Genomic DNA, 22,364 nt, shown 5'->3' on the forward strand with positions numbered 1-22,364 from the left:
CACTGGTCAGAGCAGCACCACATCGTACTGCTCCTGGCTGTAGAAGGGTTCAACCTGGAAGCGAACGGCCTTACCGATAAAGGTCTCCAGGTCCGCCACGTTATCGGATTCCTCGTCCAGCAGCCGATCGACCACTTTCTGGGAAGCCATCACCAGATAACTTTCCGCCTCGTAGGCCCGGTTAATGCGCATGATTTCCCGGAAAATCTCGTAACAAACGGTTTCCGATGTTTTCAGAAAGCCCCGGCCGTCACAGATCGGGCACGGCTCACACAGTACCTGGCCAAGGCTTTCCGTGGTGCGTTTGCGGGTCATCTCCACCAGACCCAGCTCGGAGACACCGGTAATCTTGGTTTTGGCGTGGTCCCGCTCGAGCATCTTCTCCAGCATGCGGTGCACCTGGCGCTGGTGCTCCGGGTCTTCCATGTCGATAAAATCGATGATGATAATGCCACCAAGGTTACGCAGACGCAGCTGGCGGCTGATGGCCCGGGCCGCTTCCAGGTTGGTCTTGAAGATGGTTTCCTCAAGATTACGGTGGCCGACAAAGGCACCGGTATTGATGTCGATGGTGGTCATGGCCTCGGTCTGATCGATAATCACGTAGCCGCCGGATTTCAGCTGCACCTTGCGGCTCAGGGCTTTCTGGATTTCGTCCTCTACCGAGTAAAGATCAAAAATCGGCCGTTCGCCGGGATAATACTCCACCCTGTCGGAAAATTCGGCGACAAACTCATGGACAAATTCCATGACCCGCTGATGGCTTTCACGGCTGTCGATGCGCACTTTCTCGGTTTGCGGGCGAATCAGGTCCCGGATGGTGCGAATAAACAACGGCAGATCCTGATACACCGCGGATGGCACCGGCGCTTTGGCGATGCGATCTTCCACCGACTGGCTGAGCCGGTGCAGATACACCATGTCGGCAATCAATTCGTCATCGCTGGCCGCCTCGGCGGCGGTGCGAACGATGTACCCCCCCTGAACGTCTTCATGCTCGGCGGCGGCCTGTTCGATCAGAGCTTTCAAACGGGCGCGCTGGCTGTCGTCTTCAATGCGCTGGGAAATACCCACGTGGCTGACGCCCGGCATGAACACCAGGTAGCGGGAGGGAATGGACAACTGGGTGGTCAGCCGCGCGCCCTTGGTGCCTATGGGGTCTTTGGTCACCTGCACCACCAGTGACTGCCCTTCACGCAGCAGTGAGCGGATATCCGGCACCGATTTCGGAGCATTGGCCAGTTCGTCGGCGGCGGGCTGGCTGCACACCACATCGGAGGCGTGAATAAACGCCGCGCGCTCAAGGCCAATATCGACAAACGCCGCTTCCATGCCGGGCAGTACCCGTACCACCTTGCCCTTGTAGATATTGCCAACAATGCCCTTGCGGCTGGTGCGCTCGATGTAGGCTTCCTGCAACATGCCGTTTTCCACCAGCGCCACCCGGGTTTCCACCGGGGTTACGTTAATCAGTATTTCTTCGCTCATGCCGGCGCTCCTTTATTATTTTCATTTGACCAAGACTGCCAGACAGGGTGCCCTGCCCCGGCGAGCAAAGCGGCGGTTTCCTGCAACGGCAGACCGACCACGGCGCTGTAACTGCCACTCAATCCGCTGACAAAGATAGCACCGAGCCCCTGAATACCGTAACCACCGGCCTTGTCCATGGGCTCGCCGGTGGCGACGTAGGCCCGGATTTCCTCCGCTGCCAGCTCCCGGAAGGTGACGTCTGTCACCGAGACCACTGATTGGCAGGCATCGCCGCAGGCCAGTGCCACCGCGGTCATCACCTGATGGCTCCGGCCCGACAGGCACGCCAGCATGTGTTGCGCTTCGGCCTCGTCGACCGGTTTGCCCAGAATTTCGCCACCAAGGACGACGGAGGTATCGGAACCAATCACCAGATCATCCGGTTGACCGTGACTGATGGCCAGGGCCTTTTCCCGGGCCAGGCGTTCCACATAAGCTTTGGGCGACTCGCCGGCCATCGGGGTTTCGTCGATGTGCGCCGGCTGGACGGCAAAATCCAGCCCGATACCGGTAAGCAGCTCGGCACGGCGAGGTGAAGCGGAAGCCAGAATCAGACGTTGCATGCCTTTAGCCCAGTTTTCGGTTGAGGCGATCCAGCACGGCAGTGACCGCCGGCCAGGCAATGGCGCTGGTCGCTGCCGGCCACAGGTAAACAAAGCCGGGACTGTCGGCCCCGACCATCTGTTTGAGGAAATGCACCAGCATCTGGTTGGTACCCAGAATCAGGAATACCACCAGGCATTGCTGTGGCAGCGGGTACATGCGCAAGCGCTGGTGCATGGCCAGCACCAGGAAGGCGACCACAGCCATGGCGGCGGCATTCACCCCCAGCGCGGTTCCTTCCAGCGAATCGAGCATCAGCCCCAGGCACCAGGCCAATAACACGCCAAACTGGGCCGGCGCCCGGAATGTCCAGTAAAACACCACCAGCCCGAGCCATTCCGGGCGGAAGGCAAGCCAGTCGACCGGAAACAGTGAAATGCTGAGCACCAGTGCGACAATGACCGATACCACAAACAGCGGATAACTGATTACCGATAACATCAGTCGCCCTCCCCGACCGGAGCCGCAACAGGTTCTGCCTCGGTCTGTGAGCCGGTTTCGTTTTCAGGCGGGAACACCACCAATACCAGGCGGCTCTGGTTCAGCCGGGCTTTTGGCGTGGCCTTGATACGAACAAAGGGTTCTCCCGGCTCCTTGACAATGTCACTGACCCTGGCCACCGGATAGCCGCGCGGGAATCGGCCGCCCAAACCCGAGCTGACCAGCATATCGCCTTCCCGGATGTCTGCGGTGTCCGGTACGTGCATCAGGTCCAGATGATCTCTTTCGCCATTACCCAACAGCACATAGCGCAAGCCGTTGCGCACCACCTCCACCGGCACCGCGTGACTGCTGTCAGACACCAGCAAGACCCGGGAGGTGAACTGGCTGGTCTGGGTGATCTGCCCCATCAGACCCTGGGAATCGAGCACCGCCTGGCCAGCTTCAAGGCCGTCGTTGGCGCCCCGGTTGATGATGATTTCATGGGAGAACGGGTCTGGCGATACACCCACCACTTCGCTGATCACGACCCGGTCATCCACCGCCTCGGAGGAATTGAGCAGCCGGCGCAACTCGTTGTTTTCCGCCGCCAGGGCCGCGTACTTCAGAGACCGGCGCTCGAGAATCAGCAACCGGGTTTTGAGCTCTTCATTTTCTTCTTCCAGATCCCCCCGGGTGACCAGCAATTCGCCCACCCAGTCGGTAAACCGGTAGGGGGCATAGCCAAGCCAGTGCACGGGGACAAGGCCGGTGGCCAGGGTACTGCGCACGGGGGCCGTCAGATGCTCAAAACGCGTATCGGCAGCGATCAACGCTGCCGATATCAACATCACGAGTATCAGGCGAAAGCCGGGTACCGGCCCCTGGACAAAGATGGTTTTAATGGTGAGCCCCTCCCACGGGATCAACCCTCCTGGGAGAACATCCCGATGCCGCTGCGGTCAATCACTTCCAGGGCCTTACCGCCACCCCGGGCTACACAGGTCAACGGATCTTCAGCGATGATCACCGGCAGGCCGGTCTCCTCGCTCAGCAGCTTGTCCAGGCCGCGCAGCAGCGCACCGCCACCCGTCAGCACGATGCCGCGTTCGGCGATGTCCGACGCCAGTTCCGGCGGAGACTGCTCAAGCGCGCTCTTCACGGTCTGAACAATTTGCGCCAGGGATTCCTGCAGAGCGTCCAGAATTTCTTCGCTGTTCAGGGTGAAGGAGCGCGGCACACCTTCTGCCAGGTTACGGCCGCGCACGTCGATTTCATGTACATCCAGGCCCTCGTAGGCGCAGCCGATCTCGTGCTTGATGCGCTCGGCGGTGGAGTCGCCGATCAGGCTGCCGTAATGGCGGCGTACGTAGGTGACAATCGCCTCGTCGAACTTGTCACCGCCCACGCGAACGGATTCGGCATAGACAATACCGTTCAGGGAGATGATGGCAATTTCCGTGGTGCCCCCACCAATGTCGACAATCATCGAGCCGCTGGCTTCTTCCACTGGCAGGCCCGCACCAATGGCGGCGGCCATGGGTTCCTCGATCAGGAACACTTCCCGGGCGCCGGCACCCAGGGCGGATTCACGGATGGCCTTGCGCTCGACCTGGGTGGATTTGCTGGGTACACACACCAGCACCCGGGGACTCGGGGTGATAAAGCTGTTTTCGTGCACTTTGTGAATAAAGTGCTGCAGCATTTTTTCCGTCACCACGAAATCGGCAATCACGCCATCTTTCATCGGGCGAATGGCGGTGATATTGCCCGGCGTGCGGCCCAGCATACGCTTGGCTTCGGCGCCAACAGCAGCAACCACTTTCTGTGAGTTGTTGGTGCGGATGGCAACCACGGACGGCTCGTTCAGTACGATGCCGCGCTCACGCACATAAATCAGCGTGTTAGCGGTGCCCAGGTCGATGGACAGGTCGCTGGAAAAGAGGCCTCGGAGTTTTTTAACTAACATTCGTGTTGTTTCAACCTGAGAGTTGCGGCGGTGGAAAAGAATCCGGCAACTTTAGCAGTGGGGGCATGCTCAGGCAAGGCAGCATTGCTGGTTTCGGCCACCTAATATGTGACCATTTGCAAAGGTTTTCCAGGTCCATCATGCCCGGGATTCTGGTAACATGCCGGCTTTCTTTATCAGGCAAATTCAATTTGGAGGCAACGTGAGCATTTCCCGCGAGGACATTGAGAAAGTTGCCATGCTCGCCCGCATCAAGGTGGATGACGAGCAGGTATCGGCACTGGAGAAGGATCTGGGCAATATTCTGGACCTGGTGGACCAGCTCGGTACGGCGGATACGGATTCGGTGGAGCCGATGGCGCACCCGCTGGACGCCGTTCAGAAGCTGCGCGCCGATGAAGTCACCGAAACCAACCAGCGCGAAGCGTTTCAGGCGATTGCCCCGGCCACTGAGGATGGGTTGTATCTGGTGCCCCGGGTTATTGAGTGACCCGCACCGTTGAGTGATTTAGCCATCCACTGACGATTTCAGGATTCACCATGCATAACAAATCTGTAGCAGAGCTTTCCCGGGAGCTGGAAAGCGGGAAAGTGTCCAGCGTGGAGCTGACTCAGCAGTTCCTGGACCGCATCAAGCGCGAAGACGGGAAGTTCAACAGTTTCATCACGGTTTCCGACCAGCAGGCCCTGGCCGAGGCGAAAGCGGCCGACGAGATGCGTGCGGCGGGCAAGGCCACGCCCTGGACCGGTGTGCCGTTTGCCCACAAGGACATTTTCTGCACCAACGGAATTCGCACCTCGTGCGGCTCGAAGATGCTGGATAATTTTGTCCCTCCCTACGATTCCACCGTGGCCGCCAGTTTCCGGGCCGCCGGAGCGGTTTGCCTGGGCAAGACCAACATGGACGAGTTCGCCATGGGGTCATCCAACGAATCCAGCTTTTACGGTCCTGTCACCAACCCCTGGGGGCTGGCCAGCGGCGACAAACGGGTGCCGGGCGGCTCGTCCGGTGGCTCGGCCGCTGCCGTGGCCGCGCGTCTGGTACCTGCGGCGACCGGCACCGACACCGGTGGCTCTATTCGCCAGCCGGCCGCCCTGTGCGGCATCACCGGCCTCAAGCCCACGTATGGCCGGGTGTCCCGCTACGGCATGATTGCCTTTGCCTCGTCTTTGGACCAGGGCGGCCCGATGGCGCGCACGGCCGAGGATGCGGCATTGATGATGAATGTGATGGCAGGTCATGACCCGAAGGATTCCACCTGCATTGATCGCGCCGTACCGGATTACACCGCGACGCTGAACGAGCCGCTCAAGGGCCTGAAGATTGGCCTGCCGAAGGAATATTTCAGCGACCAGCTGTCACCGGCCATGGAAGAACAGGTTCGCAACGCCATTGGCGAATACGAGAAGCTGGGCGCCACGGTGAAGGAAGTCTCCCTGCCCAATGCCAAGCTGGCGATTGCCGCCTACTACGTGATTGCCCCGGCGGAGGCCTCCGCCAACCTGTCACGGTTTGACGGTGTGCGTTACGGCTACCGCTGTGAAGACCCGAAAGACCTGCTGGACATGTACACCCGTACCCGGGCCGAGGGTTTTGGCAACGAGGTCAAGCGCCGGATTCTGGTGGGCACCTACGCACTTTCCGCCGGTTATTTCGACGCCTACTACCTGAAAGCCCAGAAGGTACGCCGCCTGATCCAGCAGGATTTCATCAACGCCTTCCAGGAAGTGGACGTTCTGATGAGCCCGGTAACCCCATCACCTGCGTTCCGGCAGGGCGAGAAGAATACCGACCCGGTTTCCATGTACCTGGAAGACGTGTTCACCATCGCCATCAACCTCGCGGGCATTCCGGCCATGTCGGTGCCGGCAGGCTTTGTCGATGGCTTGCCGGTCGGTCTGCAGATCATCGGAGATTACTTCTCCGAAGCCCGTCTGCTGAATGCCGCCCACCAGTTCCAGCAGGTGACCGACTGGCACCAGCGTGACCCCAAATAAGCCCGACAGAGGAGACGAACACATGCAGTGGGATATCGTGATCGGGCTGGAAATCCACGTTCAGCTCGCCACCCGGACCAAGATTTTTTCCGGCTCCAGCACCGCCTATGGCGCCGAGCCCAACACCCAGGCCAACGCGGTGGACCTGGCCATGCCCGGCATGCTGCCGGTGCCGAACGAAAACGCCTTCCGCTACGCGGTCATGTTCGGCCTGGCCACCAATGCCGAGATCGGCCGGCGCTCGGTGTTTGAACGCAAAAACTACTTCTACCCGGATCTGCCCAAGGGTTACCAGACCACCCAACTGGCCGAGCCCATTGTCGGCCCCGGCTACGTCGACATTGATCTGGCCGACGGCAGCAGCAAGCGGGTACGGATTCACCACGCCCATCTTGAGGAAGACGCCGGCAAGTCCCTGCACGAGGACTACCACGGCATGACCGGCATCGATTTGAACCGTGCCGGCACGCCGCTGATCGAAGTGGTCACCGAGCCGGACATGAACAGCGCCGAGGAAGCCGTGGCCTTCGCCAAAAAGCTGCACAGCCTGGTGACCTCGCTGGGCATCTGTGACGGCGACATGTCCCAGGGCTCCATGCGCTTCGACGTCAATATTTCCCTCAAGCCCAAAGGCTCCGGGGAACTGGGCACGCGCACCGAGACCAAGAACCTGAACTCCTTCCGTTTCATGGAACAGGCCATTGCCCATGAAGTGGAACGGCAGATGGACATTCTGGAAGACGGGGGCGAAATTGTGCAGGAGACCCGCCTGTACAATGGTGACCGGGACGAATCGCGCTCCATGCGCACCAAGGAGGAAGCCAACGATTACCGATACTTCCCTTGCCCCGACCTGCTGCCGGTGGAAATCGATGATGCCTTCATCGAAGACGCCCGGGCCCGATTGCCGGAACTACCGGATGAACGGAAAGCCCGCTTCCGGGATCAGTACAGCCTTAACGACTACGACGCAGGGGTCTTGTCGGGCGATGCCAGGCTTGCCGCCTTCTTTGAGGAAACCGTACAACACGGCAAAGATGCCAAGCTGGCCGCCAACTGGATTCAGGGCGAATTCTCCGCGCGCCTGAATGCCGAAGAGAAAACCGTTGCGGACTCACCCATTTCCGGTGCCCAGCTGGGCGCCCTGGTGGTGCGCATCGCCGATAACACCGTGTCTTCCGCCGGTGCCAAGAAGGTATTCGAAGCGCTCTGGATTGGCGAAAACACCGATGTTGATGCCATTATTGAAGAGAAGGGCCTGAAACAGGTATCGGATACCGGCGCCCTGGAGGCCATGGTGGATGAAGTGCTGTCCAGCATGCCCGAGCAGGTTGAGCAGTATAAGAACGAGGACAACCCCAAGAAGCGCAAGAAGATGCTGGGCGGCTTCATGGGGCCGCTGATGAAGGCCTCCAAAGGCCAGGGCAACCCGAAACTGTTCAACGAGATACTGCTGAAAAAGCTGGAAGGCTGAGGAGGCCGAATGGATCACGTGGTCAAGGGTGTTCTGGATTTTCGCAGGAACGTCTATCCGGAACACAAGGACCTGTTCGGCGAGCTGGCCACCGGCCAAAGCCCGGAGGTGCTGTTCTTCACCTGTTCGGATTCACGTATTGATCCGAACATGATGACAGGCACCCATCCGGGCGACCTGTTCATCTGCCGCAATGCGGGCAACATCATCCCACCCCACAGTAATGAGACCGGCGGCATGACTGCCTCCATCGAGTTTGCCGTCGCGGTGCTTCAGGTGCGCCACATCATCGTCTGTGGCCACACCGATTGTGGAGCGGTGAAAGGTGCGTTGGATATCGACAGCCTGAAGGGCCTGCCACACGTTCAGGAGTGGCTTGGGCACTGCCGCTCAGCCATTGAGATCGTCCGTGAGCGGCATGGCATTCGGCCGGGCGAGCCACTGGACGGCCAGTACCTGAATGAGGCCATCCGGGAGAACGTGCTGCAGCAGGTCCAGCACCTGCGCACACACCCAACCGTGGCGGCCAAGCTGGCCACCGGCAAGATCCAGATTCACGGCTGGGTATACGATATCAAATCCGGAACAATTTGCTGTTGTGGGCAGGACAGCTTCGAGTTCCAGGAGTTTGAGACGTTTTACGCGGATATCATCAAGAAAATCGAGGCGCAGAAATAGCGCCTCACATCAACGACGCCCAGAGGTCGTGTTCATCGGCATGCTCGACCACGGCCTGCACAATCTGACCGGGCTGCAGGTCAATTTCCCCGTTGAGGTACACCATGCCGTCAATTTCCGGGGCATCGGCTTTTGACCGGCCAATGGCGCCTTCCTCGTCCACCTCGTCAATCAACACATCAATGGTCTGACCGATTCTGGCCTGCAAGCGGGCAGCGGAGATCTCCGCCTGTTTTTCCATGAACCGGGCCAGGCGCTCCTCTTTCACATCTTCGGGCACGGCACCTTCCAGCTCATTGGCCGGAGCCCCTTCCACCGGACTGTAGGTGAAGGCACCCACCCGGTCCAACTGGGCTTCGTCAAGCCAATCCAGCAGGTACTGGAAGTCTTCCTCGGTTTCTCCGGGAAAGCCGACAATGAAGGTTGAACGGATGGTCAGCTCGGGACAGATTTCCCGCCATTTTTTGATCCGCTCCAGGGTCTTGCTGTTGTGGGCCGGGCGCTTCATGGCTTTCAGTACACGGGGGCTGGCGTGCTGGAAGGGAATGTCCAGGTACGGCAGGATCTTGCCTTCGGCCATCAACGGGATCACGTCGTCCACGTGAGGGTACGGATAAACGTAATGCAGGCGCACCCAGACACCAAGTTCGCCCAGCGCTTCACACAGCGCCTGCATTTTCGTTTTCAGCGGCCGCCCCTGCCAGAACCCCGTGCGGTATCGGGTGTCGACGCCATAGGCCGAGGTGTCCTGGGAAATGACCAGCAGCTCTTTGACCCCGGCATCCACCAGGCGTTTCGCTTCATCCATCACCTCGCCAATGGGACGACTCACCAGGTCACCACGCAGCGCGGGGATAATGCAGAAGGTGCAGCGATGATTACAGCCCTCGGATATCTTCAGATAGGCATAATGGCGCGGCGTGAGCTTGACGCCCTGGGGTGGCACCAGATCGGTGAACGGGTCGTGCTGTTTTTTCGGCGGCACATACTGATGCACCGCGCCGACCACTTCTTCATAGGCCTGCGGGCCCGAAACCGCCAGCACACCCGGGTGGGCCTCGCGAATCCTGTCGCCGTCAGCGCCCATACAGCCGGTCACAATCACCTTACCGTTCTCGCTGATCGCCTCACCGATAGCGTCCAGGGATTCCTGCTTGGCGGCATCGATAAAGCCGCAGGTGTTCACCACCACCACATCGGCATCGTTGTAGCTGGGCACCACATCGTAACCGTCCAGGCGCAGTTGGGTCAGGATGCGCTCGGAATCAACCAGTGCCTTGGGGCAGCCCAGACTGACAAAACCGACTTTACCGCTGGAGGTGGCTTGCTGTGTTTTCTCGCTCATAATTCTCTGCAAAAATCCCGGAGCAGTGCTCCCGATGAATGAACGGTAATCTTACCCCAGCCCGCCGCCAACTTCAGCCATAACACAAGGCCTGACAAGCCCCCGTTTAGTGACTAAACTCAAACGCGCTTCATAAATGTGACATTTTTTGTCGCCCCATACTTGCTGATCACTTTTTGGGCACCTAGAATCCTTGAAAATTATCGGGATTTATAGTGGAAATTAGCTATGGGTAAGGCAGCGTCTTTTGAAACCGGACTGGCCAGGAGAGTCAGAATCAAAACACCGACCGTCAGGCCCAGCTTACGAAACCAGCAGCGCGTGGACGTGACCATCGATGTCACTCTGGAAAGCCCGGATGGGCAATGCGTGGTCTGCAAGGCCCTCAACCTGTCCCGCGCCGGAGTCATGCTCTGTTGCGACAAAAATACCGTGCAGCAACTGATTCCGGGTATGCGCCCACCCGCACCCGGCAACTGGATTGACATCAAGACCCGGTTCCCGATCCCCCTGAGCACCAGACACCCTGAAAACGTTTCCGCCGACGGGCATATCATTCACATGCGCCGTGTGTCGCGGGATGAGTTCCAGATTGGTGTCCAGTTCTGCGAATTCGAGGGCAATGGCTTCGACTACATCGACAAGTTTGTATCGAAGCTGCTGGCAGAGCAGAAAACCGGGGCCTGAACCCCACGCGCGCCCATATTGGTAGATCAAAAAATTCTACCTGTTTTAGTTTTTATACCAAAAATCCACTGATATAGTTGGTCATCCACTGATCACGTCGCACCCTGCGCAAACGGATGACCATGACCACGTATAACCTGACCCATCTCAAACAGTTGGAAGCCGAGAGCATCCATATAATCCGGGAAGTCGCCGCCGAGTTCGACAACCCCGTCATGCTCTACTCCATCGGCAAAGACTCCGCCGTGATGCTGCACCTGGCATTGAAGGCCTTTTATCCCGGCAAGCCGCCATTCCCGCTGATGCACGTCGACACCACCTGGAAATTCCGGGACATGATCGAGTTCCGGGACAAGCAGGTACGCCGCTATGGCCTGGATTTGATCGTGCACACCAACCAGGAAGGCGTGGAGCAGGGCGTGGGGCCCTTTACCCACGGCAGCGCCAAGCACACGGACATCATGAAAACCCAGGCCCTCAAGCAGGCCCTGGACAAATACCAGTTTGATGCCGCCTTCGGTGGTGCCCGCCGGGACGAGGAAAAATCCCGCGCCAAGGAGCGGGTGTATTCCTTCCGTGATGAACACCACCGCTGGGACCCGAAAAACCAGCGCCCGGAGCTGTGGAACATCTACAACGGCAAGATCAACAAGGGCGAGAGCATTCGCGTGTTCCCACTGTCCAACTGGACCGAGCTGGACATCTGGCAGTACATCTATCTGGAAAACATCGACATCGTCCCGCTGTACTTCGCCGCCGAACGCCCGGTAGTGGAGCGCGACGGCACGCTGATCATGGTGGACGACGACCGCATGCCGCTGAAGGAAGGCGAGAAGCCCGAAATGAAATCGGTACGCTTCCGCACCCTGGGCTGCTACCCGCTGACCGGCGCCATTGAATCCAGGGCCGACACGCTGCCGGACATCATTCAGGAAATGCTGCTGGCCACCAGCTCCGAACGCCAGGGTCGGGTGATCGACCACGACTCGGCAGGCTCCATGGAACAGAAAAAGCGGGAAGGGTATTTCTAAGATGTCACACCAGTCTGATCTTATTGCTGACGATATTCAGGCCTACCTGAAACAGCACGAAAACAAGCAACTGCTGCGCCTGCTCACCTGCGGCAGCGTGGACGACGGCAAGAGCACCCTGATCGGCCGCCTGCTGCACGACACCAAGATGATCTACGAAGATCACATGGCCAGCCTGCAAAGCGACAGCGCCAAGATGGGCACCACCGGCGAGAAGCTGGACCTGGCCCTGCTGGTGGATGGCCTTCAGGCCGAGCGGGAACAGGGCATCACCATTGATGTGGCCTACCGCTATTTTTCCACCGACAAGCGCAAGTTCATCATCGCCGACACCCCGGGCCATGAGCAGTACACCCGCAACATGGCCACCGGCGCGTCCACCGCGCAACTGGCGATCCTGATGATCGACGCGCGCCACGGCGTGCTGACCCAAACCCGCAGGCATTCGTACATCGCTTCCCTGCTGGGCATTCGCCACATCGTGGTGGCGGTGAACAAGATGGACCTGGTGGATTTCAGCGAAGAACGCTTCAACGAAATCAAGGACGACTACCTGGCGTTCGCCGCCAAACTTGGCCTCAAGGATGTTCGTTTTGTACCCATCTCGGCGCTTGATGGCGATAACGTGGTGAACAAGAGCGAAAATACGCCCTGGTTCACCGGCCAGCCGCTGATGGACATTCTGGAGACGGTGGAAGTCTCCCGGGACAAGAATCTGGAACACTTCCGTTTCCCGGTGCAGTACGTAACCCGCCCGGACCTCAACTTCCGGGGCTTTTGCGGCACCATTGCCTCCGGCGTGATCCGCCCGGGTGATAACGTGATGGCCCTGCCCTCACGGCGCACCAGCAAGATCAAGGAAGTGGTGACCTTCGATGGCAATCTGGAGGAAGCCTACATCGACCAGGCCGTGACCCTGACCCTGGAAGACGAAATCGACGTCAGCCGCGGCGACATGCTGGTGAAGGTCGAGGACGAGCCGGAAGTGCACAACCGGTTCAACGCCAACATTGTGTGGATGACCGACGCACCGCTGGAAACCGGCCGCCTTTACGACATCAAGCTCGGGCCCACGTTCACCTCCGGCACGGTGAAAACCATTCACCACCAGACCGATGTGAACACCCTGGAGCAACAGGCCAACCCGCAGCGCCTGCAACTGAACGAAATCGGCCTGTGCGAGCTGACCCTGAACCAGCCCATCGCGTTCGATGCCTACCAGCGCAATCACGCCACCGGTAGCTTCATCGTGATCGACCGGCTGACCAACGTGACCATCGGCGCCGGCATGATCGAAGGCCTGGCCGACGGCATTGAATCGCTGGATCCGGTCACCACCGACGAGCGCGAACGCCGCCTGGCCCAGAAGCCGGCCATCATTGCCTGTGGTGGCAAGCACGCGCCAGAACTGGCCCTGGCGGTGGAGCGCGCCCTGTTCGATCAGGGCAAAACCGCCGTGGTGGTCTCCGAGGCCAACACTGGCGATGCCGACGAGCGTCGTAACGTGGCCCAGCTGCTGACCGCCCATGGGTTGATCGCCATTGCCGAGAACCTGGGTTCGGACATCGCCAATGCAACGGTGAGCGCCGATGCGGAACAAGACATTCCGGCGGCGGTCTCAGGGCTGGTTCAGGAGCTGGTTCGTAGTAAGCGGATCTGATTTTCCAGTTCAACGTTAGAATCGAAAGACCCACACTTCGGTGGCTGCCGCCGGAGCTCGTGGGTCTTTTTCTTTCGGAAAAACAACTCGCTGCGCTCAGACATTTTTTCCTGCAGAAAAAGACCCACCAGCCCCGTCACCGATTGTTGCTAGGAGTGGTACACTTTAGGCAGTTAGGTTTATGGCAGGGTTCGCGAGATGGATACGATCGAGAAAATGACGGATCTTGAGAAAGTCCAGGCTATGGAACAGCTTTGGCAGTCACTGACGGTCAATAAACAGATGCCAGAGCCACCAGAATGGCATGGTGAAGTACTTGCCAAACGTGCCGAAGCTATCCATGAGGGCGAGACAAATTATACCTCTCTTGCGGACCTCAAGGAGCGTGGCCCGCTGCGATGAAACACAGGGAAGTCAGGCTCACGGACGAAGCCATTCAGGATATTGATAACGCCGTTAACTTCTATGACCAGATCGAGCCTGGGCTCGGCGACTATTTCTTTGATTCCATCACAACCGATGTGGAAGCTCTGGAATTCTTTGGCGGGCTTCACCAACAGCGCTTTGGCTATTACGCCTGCCCCGCAACGCGGTTTCCTTTCGTTATTTACTACACGGTTCACCATTTGTTCGTTGATGTCATCGCCGTTCTGGATACCAGAGAAAACCCTGTCAGAACCAACCAATGAAGTTAACCCCCAACCATGGCAGAATCACCACCGCCTGAATAACCCGCCAAAGCCAACAGGAGCTGAACTCAATGGCCATCAAACACCTGCGCACCGCTTTCGCCAGCCAATACCAACCGGGCCAGCCCGCGCGCCTTGTTGCCGGTGAGGCCATGCAGGAGCCCGGTGGCGATTACGAGGCCCTGCACAAGCAGATGAAGCGCCTGTTCAACAGCAAGCCCGGCAAGAAATACGGCCGATTCTCCGAGGACCTGGGCGAATGCCCGTTCAGCGCCTGGCTGAAGGATTACCTGGAAGACAAACAAAGCTTCAGCGCCCTCACCGACCGGCTGTTTGGCCAGTGGCAGGAACTGCTCAACGCCTGCCAGGAAGAATTCGACGGCCACCTGATGCTCGTCCACGAAGCCCTGGCCGACTCCGAAGTGGCCTACCTGCTGGTGCTGGAAACCGACAGTGCCATGCGTTTCGACGGCAGTGAACGGCTGGATGCCACCGACATCATCAGCCTGTCCCGCCTGAACCTGGCCGTGCGCATCGAGCTGGACGACTGGCTGGGCGAGAACGGCAGCGATAACTATCTTACCCTGGTCCATGGCCGGGGCACCGGCGAGCCCGGCGACTTGTTTATCCGTCTGGCGGGTTTCACCAACAACGTGGACGTGGAAAAAGAAACCCTGACGTTCCTCGATGCTGTGGAAGCGTTCGCCAAGAACTCCGAGCCGGAAAAAGCCGGCGAAGTGCGCGCCAAGGCCTACGAATTCTGCAAGGACCAGCACGCGTTGGGCGAACCGGTGGAAATTGAAGCCCTGTCCGGCTACCTGGATGAAAACCAGCCCGAACGCTTCAAGGAATTCGCCAGCCAGAACGCCGAGTTGCCGGAAAGCGGCGTGCTACACCCGGACCACCGCAAAGTGAAAAAGCTCGTCCGCATCGCCGGCTCTGGCGGCGGCATGAGCGTGTCCTTCTCCTCGGACCTGGTGAACCAGGCGGTCTACTACGATCGCGACAACGACGCCCTCACCATCACCCGCCTGCCCAAGGCCTTGCGGGAGCAGCTGCAGCGCTACCTGGAAACCCGGGAAGAATAACGGGCAAGGCACATCACCGCCGATTACTCGCCGGCGATGTTCTCGGGCTGTTCGTCCCAACGTGGCCGACTGGCCCGCTGCTTGCGCACCCCCTGCATCCACCCCACCCCATCGATCAACTCCCCGGTTGCCGGATCAATCGGCGGGTACGGCAGTTTCCGGTCATCGCAGTAACGCTTCACGGTGGGCTGGCACCAGCAGAACAGCAGGCGCTGGTATTCCTCATCCGGCAGGCGTTGGTGATCAAACATCCCCGCCAGCTTCCGCTGGCGCTGGGCCTCTGAAAGAATGATCGAACACGCCGAAGACACATTCAGCGACTCCACCATCCCCATCATCGGAATCACAATGTGCTCATCCGCCTGCTCGGCGGTAACCGGGTTCACCCCGTCCACCTCGTTACCCATGACAATGGTGCACGGCACGGTGTAATCCACGTCCCGGAAATCCACCGCCCGGTCCGACAACTGAGCGGCGTAGAGCTTATGCCCCTGGGCTTTTAATTCCGTCACCGCATTATCCATGGTGGGATGCGTGTGGGTCGTCACCCAGTTGTAACTGCCGCCGGCGGTTTTGCGGAAGGCCCGAAAACCCTCCTTCGGCCAAACCACGTGCATGTTCGCCACGCCAAAGGCATCGCAGGAGCGAATGATGGCCGACAGGTTACGGGGCTTGTGCACCTGGTCGGTCAGTACCCGCAAATCGGGTTGGCGGGTGTCCAGGGTTTGTTTGATTCGGGCTAGGCGTTCGGGGGTCATGGTTTGTGTCGTTTTCTGTTCAGTTAGTCTGCCAGGCATTAGCTGGCCTCAAAGTCTGGGGGCTGGCGAACTCAAGCGTTCGATAGAAGGGCTTTGGGGATGCCTTTCCAAAAATTTCGAAGGCCATGGATGGCCTGAGAGAAGCGCACATGGATGTGCTCGTAGCGGTTTTTGGAAAGGCATCCCCAAAGCCCTTCCAACTCCCAAGCCCGAGGAAACAGGATCATAGCACAAAGCCAAATAAGGAATAGCGAGACAACGGTGGTTGAAGTTTAAGCACACAGTTATACTACGCAGTCCCATTTTTATCCGCGCCCCACACCACACCCGGCGCCCATACACCAAATTACGTGAGACCCATGGCCAAGAAGCTGTACATCAAAACCCACGGCTGCCAGATGAACGAGTACGACTCCGCCCGCATGGCCGATCTGCTCAAAACCGGCGAAACCGTGGAAATGACCGACTCACCGGACGACGCCGACATCCTGCTGCTGAACACCTGCTCCATCCGCGAAAAAGCCCAGGAAAAAGTGTTCCACCAGCTCGGCCGCTGGAAAGGCCTGAAGAGCAAAAAACCGGATCTCATCATCGGCGTGGGTGGCTGCGTGGCGTCCCAGGAAGGCCAGGCCATCATCGACCGTGCGCCCTACGTGGACATGGTCTTCGGCCCGCAGACCCTGCACCGCCTGCCGGATATGATCACCGAGATCAAAACCAAGGGTAACGGCGTGGGCGTGGTGGATGTCAGCTTCCCGGAAATCGAGAAGTTCGACAACCTGCCAGAGCCCGGCGCCGACGGCCCGTCTGCGTTCGTCTCCATCATGGAAGGCTGCAGCAAATACTGCACCTTCTGCGTGGTGCCCTACACCCGGGGCGAGGAAGTCAGCCGCCCGGTGGATGACGTGATTGCCGAGGCCGCGCACCTGGCCGACCAGGGCGTGCGGGAAATCAACCTGCTGGGACAGAACGTGAATGCCTACCGGGGCGAGACCCATGATGGCGACACCATGGACCTGGCGGAACTGATCGAGGTAATCGCCACCATCGACGGCATTGACCGCATCCGCTACACCACCTCGCACCCGGTGGAGTTCAGCGATTCGTTGATCGACGTGTACGAGCGCGTGCCAGAGCTGGTCAGCCACCTGCATCTGCCGGTGCAAAGCGGCTCGGACCGCATCCTGGCGGCCATGAAGCGCGGCCATACGGCGCTGGAGTACAAATCCAAGCTGCGTCGTCTGCGCAAGATTCGCCCGGACATCAGCTTCTCCTCGGACTTTATCATCGGCTTCCCGGGTGAAACCGAGAAAGATTTCGAAGACACCATGAAGCTGATCAACGACATCGGCTTCGACATGTCCTTCAGCTTCATCTACAGCGCCCGGCCGGGCACGCCGGCCTCTGATCTGCCGGATGATACCCCGATGGAGGTGAAGAAACAGCGCCTGAGCATCCTGCAGGATCGGCTGAACCAGAACGTGATGGACATCAGCCGCAAGATGGTCGGCAATACCGAGCGGATTCTGGTCACCGGCCTGTCCAAGAAAGACCCGGGCGAGTATGCGGGCCGCACCGAGAATAACCGTATTGTGAACTTCCGCCACGAGAACCCGGAAGTGGTGGGCCACTTCATCGATGTTGAAATTGTCGAGGCCTACCCGAACTCCTTGCGCGGCGTGCCGGTTAATTCCGAACTGCTTTAACGGCACCCCCAACACCAAGCGGAGAAACTTTGAACACTCACGATTCCAGACAGTTTGACCTGCACCCGGTGGACCAGCACCGCCTGACCACCCTGTGCGGACAGTTTGATGAAAACCTCAAGATGATCGAAAAGCGCCTTGAGGTGAAAGTCGGCCGGCGCGGCCACCACTTCCGCGTGGAGGGCCCAACAGAAAATGTGGCGGCCGCCACCGAAGTGATTCGCCACCTGTACCGGGAAACCGACGCCACCGACGACATTCCGCCGGATACCGTGCACCTGTATATCCGCGAAACCGGCCTGGAACGCCTGCCGGAAGATGTGCCCTACGACAGCGGCCAGGTCACTGTCATAAAGACCCCCAAGTTGACTGCCAAGCCACGCGGGCGGAACCAGCAGAAGTATGTGCACAACATCCGCACCCACGATCTGAACTTCGGCATCGGACCGGCCGGCACCGGCAAGACCTGGCTGGCGGTGGCCTGTGCGGTGGAGGCTCTGAAAGACGAGCAGGTGAAGCGCATTTTGCTGGTGCGTCCCGCGGTGGAGGCCGGTGAAAAACTCGGCTTCCTGCCTGGCGACCTGGCACAGAAAGTCGACCCTTACCTGCGCCCGCTTTACGATGCGCTGTATGAAATGCTTGGGTTTGACCAGGTCACGCGACTGATCGAAAAGAGCGTCATCGAGATCGCTCCACTGGCGTTCATGCGCGGGCGTACCCTGAATAACTCGTTCATCATCCTGGACGAAAGCCAGAACACCACCCGCGAGCAGATGAAGATGTTCCTCACGCGGATCGGTTTTGGCTCCACGGCGGTGATCACCGGCGATACCACCCAGGTGGATTTGCCCCGAGGCCAGAACTCCGGCCTGATCCACGCCGCCAGCGTACTGAACAAGGTGCCCGGCGTCGGTTTCACCCGTTTTGATGCCAAAGATGTGGTACGCCATCCGTTGGTGCAGCGCATTGTCGAGGCCTACGATGCCTTTGATGACGGGAGCATCGCCGGGCAATGAGTGAACTGACGGTCGATCTGCAAGACGTCTTCACCGGTGATGGCGTACCTGGCGAAAAACAGTTTCAGGCCTGGGCGCAACTGGCCTGGCTGGGCGATGAGCCGTCCGAGGTAACCATTCGTATTGTCGACGTACCGGAAAGCCAGGCCCTGAACCACCAGTACCGGGGCAAGGACAAACCCACCAATGTGTTGTCCTTCCCATTTGAGGCGCCAGCCGGTATAACAGTGCCATTGGCCGGCGATCTGGTTATTTGCGCACCGGTTGTTGAAAAAGAAGCCCGGGAGCAGCATAAAGAACCGGTGTCCCACTGGGCGCACATGGTGGTGCATGGCATGTTGCACCTTCAGGGCTATGATCATATTGAAGACGAGGAAGCCGAGGTCATGGAAGCCCTCGAAGTCCGGTTGCTGGCGCAGCTCGGATTTGGCAATCCCTACCAATCAGAGGAAACGGAACCAGACTCATGAGCGACGATCAGTCGAGTCGCAGTCAGGGCAGCAAGTCCTGGCTGGAGCGTATATCACAGGCCTTTTCCAGCGGGCCTGAGTCCATCGAGGACGTGCTGGAGATCCTGCGAGATGCGGAATCTCAGGATATCATCGACACCGATGCCATGAGCATCATCGAAGGCGCCATGCAGGTGATCGACATGCGTGCGGATGAAATCATGATCCCCCGCTCCCAGATGATCACCGTCAAGGCCTCCCAGGACCCAGGCGAATTCCTGCCCGAAATCATTTCCTCTGCGCACAGCCGTTTTCCGGTCATTGGCGAAAGCCAGGATGACGTTATTGGTGTGCTTCTGGCCAAGGACCTGCTTCCGCTGGCCATCAACAACGAGCTCGACTGGAACCACATTCGCGAGATTCTGCGTCCGCCCACCTTTGTGCCGGAAAGCAAGCGCCTGAACCAGCTGCTCAAAGAGTTCAAAGAGAACCGCAACCACATGGCCATTGTGGTGGACGAGTACGGCGGTACGGCCGGCCTGATAACCATTGAAGACGTGCTCGAGCAGATCGTCGGTGAAATCGAGGACGAACACGATTTCGACGAAGAAACCCATATCAAGGCCCGGGGCGACGGCGTGTTTGCGGTCAAAGCCGCCACGCCGGTGGATGATTTCAACGAATTCTTCGGCACCGAGATGGATGAGGAAGAGTTCGACACCATTGGCGGCCTGGTTCTGAAGGAATTTGGTCACCTGCCCAGACGGGGCGAAACGGTTGAATTCGGCGGGCTGACGTTTACTATTGCCAACGCCGATAACCGAGTCATCCGTCTGTTGCAGGTAACCCGCAGTGAGTCATGAAGCCGGCACCCGCCACCCGCTGAATCTGCCATTTCTCGATAACCGCTGGCTGAGCGCGGCGATCCTTGTGATCGCCGGCGCCCTGCAAACCCTGACCCTGGCCCCCTTCAACCTCTGGTGGCTGGGCCCGGTTTCCCTCTTCCTGATTCTTGCGGTCACGGTGCCACAGACACCCGGCAAGCTGTTCCGTTCGGGCTGGCTGGTCGGCGTGGGGCTGTTTGCCTCTGGGGTTTCCTGGATTTACGTCAGCATCAGCGAACACGGCAATACACCGATAGCCCTGGCCGTCGTGTTGATGGTGCTGTTCATCGCCGGCGTCGCCCTGTTTCATGCCCTGGCATTCTGGTTCTGGGGCAAACTGGCCAAAGATTCGCCGGTACGTCGTTTGTTGCTGTTCCCGGCCATCTGGGTGCTGGGCGACTGGCTACGCAGCTGGCTGCTCACCGGCTTTCCCTGGCTGTACCTGGGCACCGGCCATGTGGATGGTCCGCTGGCCGGGCTGGCGCCACTGACCGGCGTGCACGGCATCACCTTCTGGATTACCGTCACCGCCGCGGCTGCGTACGCCGCCTGGTGGCTGGTGCGCGAAAACCGTCGAAAAACCGCCAGCGCCGTGGTTGTGGCCGGCCTGCTCCCGTGGCTGATTGCTCCGGCCATGAAACAGGCCGACTGGACCGAACGGGATGACCAGCCACTCAGCTTTGTTGCCATGCAGGGCAACATTCCCCAACAAATCAAATGGGACCCGGAGTTCCTCGAGAAGCAGGTGGTTACCTACCTGGGCATGACCGAAGAACACTGGCAAGCCGACATTATCCTCTGGCCGGAAACCGCCATCCCCTTTACCCAGGATGAAGCCGGGCCGATCATCGACCACATCAGGGAGCAGCTGGGCGATAACAGCACCCTGATCACCGGCATACCCTGGTACACCTACAGCGAGCGGATCGAGGATTACACCTTCCATAACAGCATCATGGCGCTGGGCAACGGCGACGGAGCCTACCACAAGCAAAAGCTGGTACCTTTCGGCGAATACGTGCCTCTCGAAAGCTTGCTGCGCGGACTCATAGGCTTCTTCGACCTGCCCATGAGCAGCTTCACCCCGGGACCCGATAACCAGTCGCCGCTGCGAGCCAATGGCAAACGGGTCATGCCCTACATCTGCTACGAGGTGGCCTACCCGGATTTCGCCGCCTTCAATGCCCGCAACACGGACATACTGGTAACCATCAGCAACGACGGCTGGTTCGGCGATTCCATCGGCCCTCTGCAACACCTGCAAATGGCCCGCATGCGCGCCCTGGAAACCGGCCGCTTCCTGTTGCGCGGCACCAACAACGGCGTCACGGCGATCATCAACGAAAAGGGCGAGATCACCGAACGAATCCCACAATTCGAGCGGGGCGTACTCACCGGCGAGGCCTACACCGTCACCGGCAACACCCCCTACATGCAGACCGGCTCATGGCCGGTGCTGACGCTGGCGTTGATTCTGATCGTGTTTGTGCGGGAGCGGGTGATTCCCAAAAACTGATCACTCTTCTTTTGGCGGCCAGCGGCTGGTTACACGCTCGAAATAATGGGAGCCGCAGGCCTCACAGGGGTGAAAGTGGCTGGTTTTGGTCAGGCACACCATGTGATTACAGTTCAGGCAGCGGAACATGCCGGCGGTGGCCACTTCACCAGAGATGTAGTGGCTGACATCCTGATTTTCCAGCTTCTGCCGAAGCTCGAGAGTGTCCACGAGGGTTTTGTCTGCGACGGAAAGCAACCTGTCAGCCAGGGTGTGTTCCAGCAGCGACATGTCCAGCTGCAGCCACTCCTTGAGCCCCTCACCGGTTTCATCAACGAAGTGCATAAGGTGCTGCAGATCCCGTTTCAGGTAGGCACTGAGCAGATCCACTTCCTCGCGGGTCATCTCTTCCAGTTCGTACTCAAACTCCGCGGCCCGCTGGATTTCATCTTCCAGCGTCTCCAGCGAGGTTTTCTGAACCTCCCGCAAACGGGTCTGAACCCGCTCCAGCATCCGGTCGTAGGCCTCCAGGGCTTTTCCTGACAGCCGGTTTCGTTCTGATTCGCTCATATTTGTGTCCTTTTTCGGTCTGGAACTTTGGTGCAAGAGCCGGACTGTGGATGTCCTTTCCGGGACACGCTGTAGATACGTCCGTGTACGCTTGACTGCAGCATCCCTGCTGCAGACAGTCCCGGAAAGGACATCCACACTCCAGCTCCCATACTCTGAACTTGCCTTCAACTATTCTCAGCAGACAACTGTGCAGTTAAAAGGCCGGGGGCAGGTATCACTTCCCAAGACTGTCTGCAGCAGGGATGCTGCAGTCAAGCCCCCATGGATGGGTTCACGGCGTGTCTTGGGAAGTGATACCTGCCTCCGGCCGC

Annotated in this window: 23 protein-coding genes; 15 read left to right on the top strand and 8 right to left on the bottom strand. The window is 59.1% G+C overall.

Going from position 1 to position 22,364, the window contains the following annotated elements:
- Positions 1–6: 6 nt before the first annotated feature.
- The 5 genes from rng to BMZ63_RS01260 are packed head-to-tail and all read right to left on the bottom strand — an operon-like array spanning position 7 to position 4,522.
- Entirely contained in the window at positions 7–1,488 is a 1,482-nt protein-coding gene (rng, locus tag BMZ63_RS01240; protein ID WP_091700562.1) for a ribonuclease G, read from the bottom strand.
- Positions 1,485–2,093, bottom strand: a complete 609-nt coding sequence (locus BMZ63_RS01245; protein WP_091700564.1) for a Maf family protein — start codon at positions 2,091–2,093, stop codon at positions 1,485–1,487. The genes rng and BMZ63_RS01245 overlap by 4 nt, the downstream gene beginning before the upstream one ends.
- A gap of 4 nt (positions 2,094–2,097) precedes the next feature.
- Complete coding sequence (gene mreD, locus BMZ63_RS01250) at positions 2,098–2,574, bottom strand: rod shape-determining protein MreD (RefSeq protein ID WP_091700566.1); 477 nt, start codon at positions 2,572–2,574, stop codon at positions 2,098–2,100.
- Positions 2,574–3,449 carry a rod shape-determining protein MreC gene (gene mreC / locus BMZ63_RS01255; RefSeq protein WP_091700940.1) on the bottom strand — a complete coding sequence of 292 codons (876 nt, stop codon included), beginning with the start codon at positions 3,447–3,449 and terminating at the stop codon, positions 2,574–2,576. The genes mreD and mreC overlap by 1 nt, the downstream gene beginning before the upstream one ends.
- A 29-nt stretch (positions 3,450–3,478) precedes the next feature.
- A complete protein-coding gene (locus tag BMZ63_RS01260; RefSeq protein ID WP_091700568.1) occupies positions 3,479–4,522 on the bottom strand; it encodes a rod shape-determining protein in 1,044 nt (347 codons plus the stop codon).
- 202 nt (positions 4,523–4,724) lie between these two features.
- Between BMZ63_RS01260 and gatC the strand changes: the two genes are divergently transcribed.
- The 4 genes from gatC to BMZ63_RS01280 are packed head-to-tail and all read left to right on the top strand — an operon-like array spanning position 4,725 to position 8,672.
- Positions 4,725–5,012 carry an Asp-tRNA(Asn)/Glu-tRNA(Gln) amidotransferase subunit GatC gene (gene gatC / locus BMZ63_RS01265; protein WP_091700943.1) on the top strand — a complete coding sequence of 96 codons (288 nt, stop codon included), beginning with the start codon at positions 4,725–4,727 and terminating at the stop codon, positions 5,010–5,012.
- A 50-nt stretch (positions 5,013–5,062) separates the two neighbouring features.
- On the top strand, positions 5,063–6,520 hold the full coding sequence (gatA, locus tag BMZ63_RS01270) for an Asp-tRNA(Asn)/Glu-tRNA(Gln) amidotransferase subunit GatA (RefSeq protein WP_091700570.1): 1,458 nt from the start codon (positions 5,063–5,065) through the stop codon (positions 6,518–6,520).
- Positions 6,521–6,542: 22 nt separating this feature from the next.
- Positions 6,543–7,994, top strand: a complete 1,452-nt coding sequence (gatB, locus tag BMZ63_RS01275; RefSeq protein ID WP_091700572.1) for an Asp-tRNA(Asn)/Glu-tRNA(Gln) amidotransferase subunit GatB — start codon at positions 6,543–6,545, stop codon at positions 7,992–7,994.
- A gap of 9 nt (positions 7,995–8,003) precedes the next feature.
- On the top strand, positions 8,004–8,672 hold the full coding sequence (locus tag BMZ63_RS01280; protein WP_091700574.1) for a carbonic anhydrase: 669 nt from the start codon (positions 8,004–8,006) through the stop codon (positions 8,670–8,672).
- Between the two features lie 4 nt (positions 8,673–8,676).
- On the opposite strand, the gene rimO is transcribed toward BMZ63_RS01280, so the two are convergent.
- Positions 8,677–10,017, bottom strand: coding sequence for a 30S ribosomal protein S12 methylthiotransferase RimO (gene rimO / locus BMZ63_RS01285; protein WP_091700576.1), 1,341 nt, complete (start codon positions 10,015–10,017; stop codon positions 8,677–8,679).
- A 228-nt stretch (positions 10,018–10,245) separates the two neighbouring features.
- Here rimO and BMZ63_RS01290 point away from each other — a divergent pair, with 228 nt between their 5' ends.
- From BMZ63_RS01290 to BMZ63_RS01315, 6 genes are all read left to right on the top strand, one after another.
- Complete coding sequence (locus BMZ63_RS01290) at positions 10,246–10,704, top strand: PilZ domain-containing protein (RefSeq protein WP_227663692.1); 459 nt, start codon at positions 10,246–10,248, stop codon at positions 10,702–10,704.
- A 116-nt stretch (positions 10,705–10,820) separates the two neighbouring features.
- Positions 10,821–11,735: a sulfate adenylyltransferase subunit CysD gene (cysD, locus tag BMZ63_RS01295; RefSeq protein ID WP_308429655.1), complete on the top strand. Its 915-nt coding sequence runs from the start codon at positions 10,821–10,823 to the stop codon at positions 11,733–11,735.
- Position 11,736: 1 nt separating this feature from the next.
- Positions 11,737–13,395: a sulfate adenylyltransferase subunit CysN gene (gene cysN, locus BMZ63_RS01300; protein WP_091700580.1), complete on the top strand. Its 1,659-nt coding sequence runs from the start codon at positions 11,737–11,739 to the stop codon at positions 13,393–13,395.
- A 198-nt stretch (positions 13,396–13,593) separates the two neighbouring features.
- The gene (locus tag BMZ63_RS01305) at positions 13,594–13,797 is read left to right on the top strand and encodes an addiction module protein (RefSeq protein WP_091700582.1); all 204 of its coding nucleotides are present in this window, start codon (positions 13,594–13,596) and stop codon (positions 13,795–13,797) included.
- Entirely contained in the window at positions 13,794–14,084 is a 291-nt protein-coding gene (locus BMZ63_RS01310) for a type II toxin-antitoxin system RelE/ParE family toxin (protein WP_091700584.1), read from the top strand. The genes BMZ63_RS01305 and BMZ63_RS01310 overlap by 4 nt, the downstream gene beginning before the upstream one ends.
- A 71-nt stretch (positions 14,085–14,155) precedes the next feature.
- Positions 14,156–15,172 (top strand): nucleoid-associated protein, encoded by a 1,017-nt coding sequence (locus BMZ63_RS01315; protein WP_091700586.1) that lies wholly within the window; start codon positions 14,156–14,158, stop codon positions 15,170–15,172.
- Positions 15,173–15,195: 23 nt separating this feature from the next.
- Here BMZ63_RS01315 and trmH read toward each other — a convergent pair whose 3' ends face one another.
- On the bottom strand, positions 15,196–15,930 hold the full coding sequence (trmH, locus tag BMZ63_RS01320; protein WP_091700588.1) for a tRNA (guanosine(18)-2'-O)-methyltransferase TrmH: 735 nt from the start codon (positions 15,928–15,930) through the stop codon (positions 15,196–15,198).
- Positions 15,931–16,289: 359 nt separating this feature from the next.
- Here trmH and miaB point away from each other — a divergent pair, with 359 nt between their 5' ends.
- Genes miaB through lnt form a run of 5 tightly spaced genes read left to right on the top strand, consistent with a single transcriptional unit; the run spans position 16,290 to position 21,501 of the window.
- Positions 16,290–17,636: a tRNA (N6-isopentenyl adenosine(37)-C2)-methylthiotransferase MiaB gene (gene miaB, locus BMZ63_RS01325; protein WP_091700590.1), complete on the top strand. Its 1,347-nt coding sequence runs from the start codon at positions 16,290–16,292 to the stop codon at positions 17,634–17,636.
- 29 nt (positions 17,637–17,665) lie between these two features.
- The gene (locus BMZ63_RS01330) at positions 17,666–18,652 is read left to right on the top strand and encodes a PhoH family protein (protein WP_091700592.1); all 987 of its coding nucleotides are present in this window, start codon (positions 17,666–17,668) and stop codon (positions 18,650–18,652) included.
- Positions 18,649–19,122, top strand: coding sequence for an rRNA maturation RNase YbeY (gene ybeY / locus BMZ63_RS01335; RefSeq protein WP_091700594.1), 474 nt, complete (start codon positions 18,649–18,651; stop codon positions 19,120–19,122). The genes BMZ63_RS01330 and ybeY overlap by 4 nt, the downstream gene beginning before the upstream one ends.
- Positions 19,119–19,964: a CorC family transporter gene (locus tag BMZ63_RS01340; RefSeq protein WP_091700596.1), complete on the top strand. Its 846-nt coding sequence runs from the start codon at positions 19,119–19,121 to the stop codon at positions 19,962–19,964. The genes ybeY and BMZ63_RS01340 overlap by 4 nt, the downstream gene beginning before the upstream one ends.
- A complete protein-coding gene (gene lnt, locus BMZ63_RS01345) occupies positions 19,954–21,501 on the top strand; it encodes an apolipoprotein N-acyltransferase (RefSeq protein WP_091700598.1) in 1,548 nt (515 codons plus the stop codon). The genes BMZ63_RS01340 and lnt overlap by 11 nt, the downstream gene beginning before the upstream one ends.
- Here lnt and BMZ63_RS01350 read toward each other — a convergent pair whose 3' ends face one another.
- Complete coding sequence (locus BMZ63_RS01350) at positions 21,502–22,050, bottom strand: zinc ribbon-containing protein (protein WP_091700600.1); 549 nt, start codon at positions 22,048–22,050, stop codon at positions 21,502–21,504. It abuts the gene before it with no gap.
- Positions 22,051–22,364: the final 314 nt, after the last annotated feature.

The organism is Marinobacter persicus (genome assembly GCF_900114155.1).
Taxonomy (GTDB): domain Bacteria; phylum Pseudomonadota; class Gammaproteobacteria; order Pseudomonadales; family Oleiphilaceae; genus Marinobacter; species Marinobacter persicus.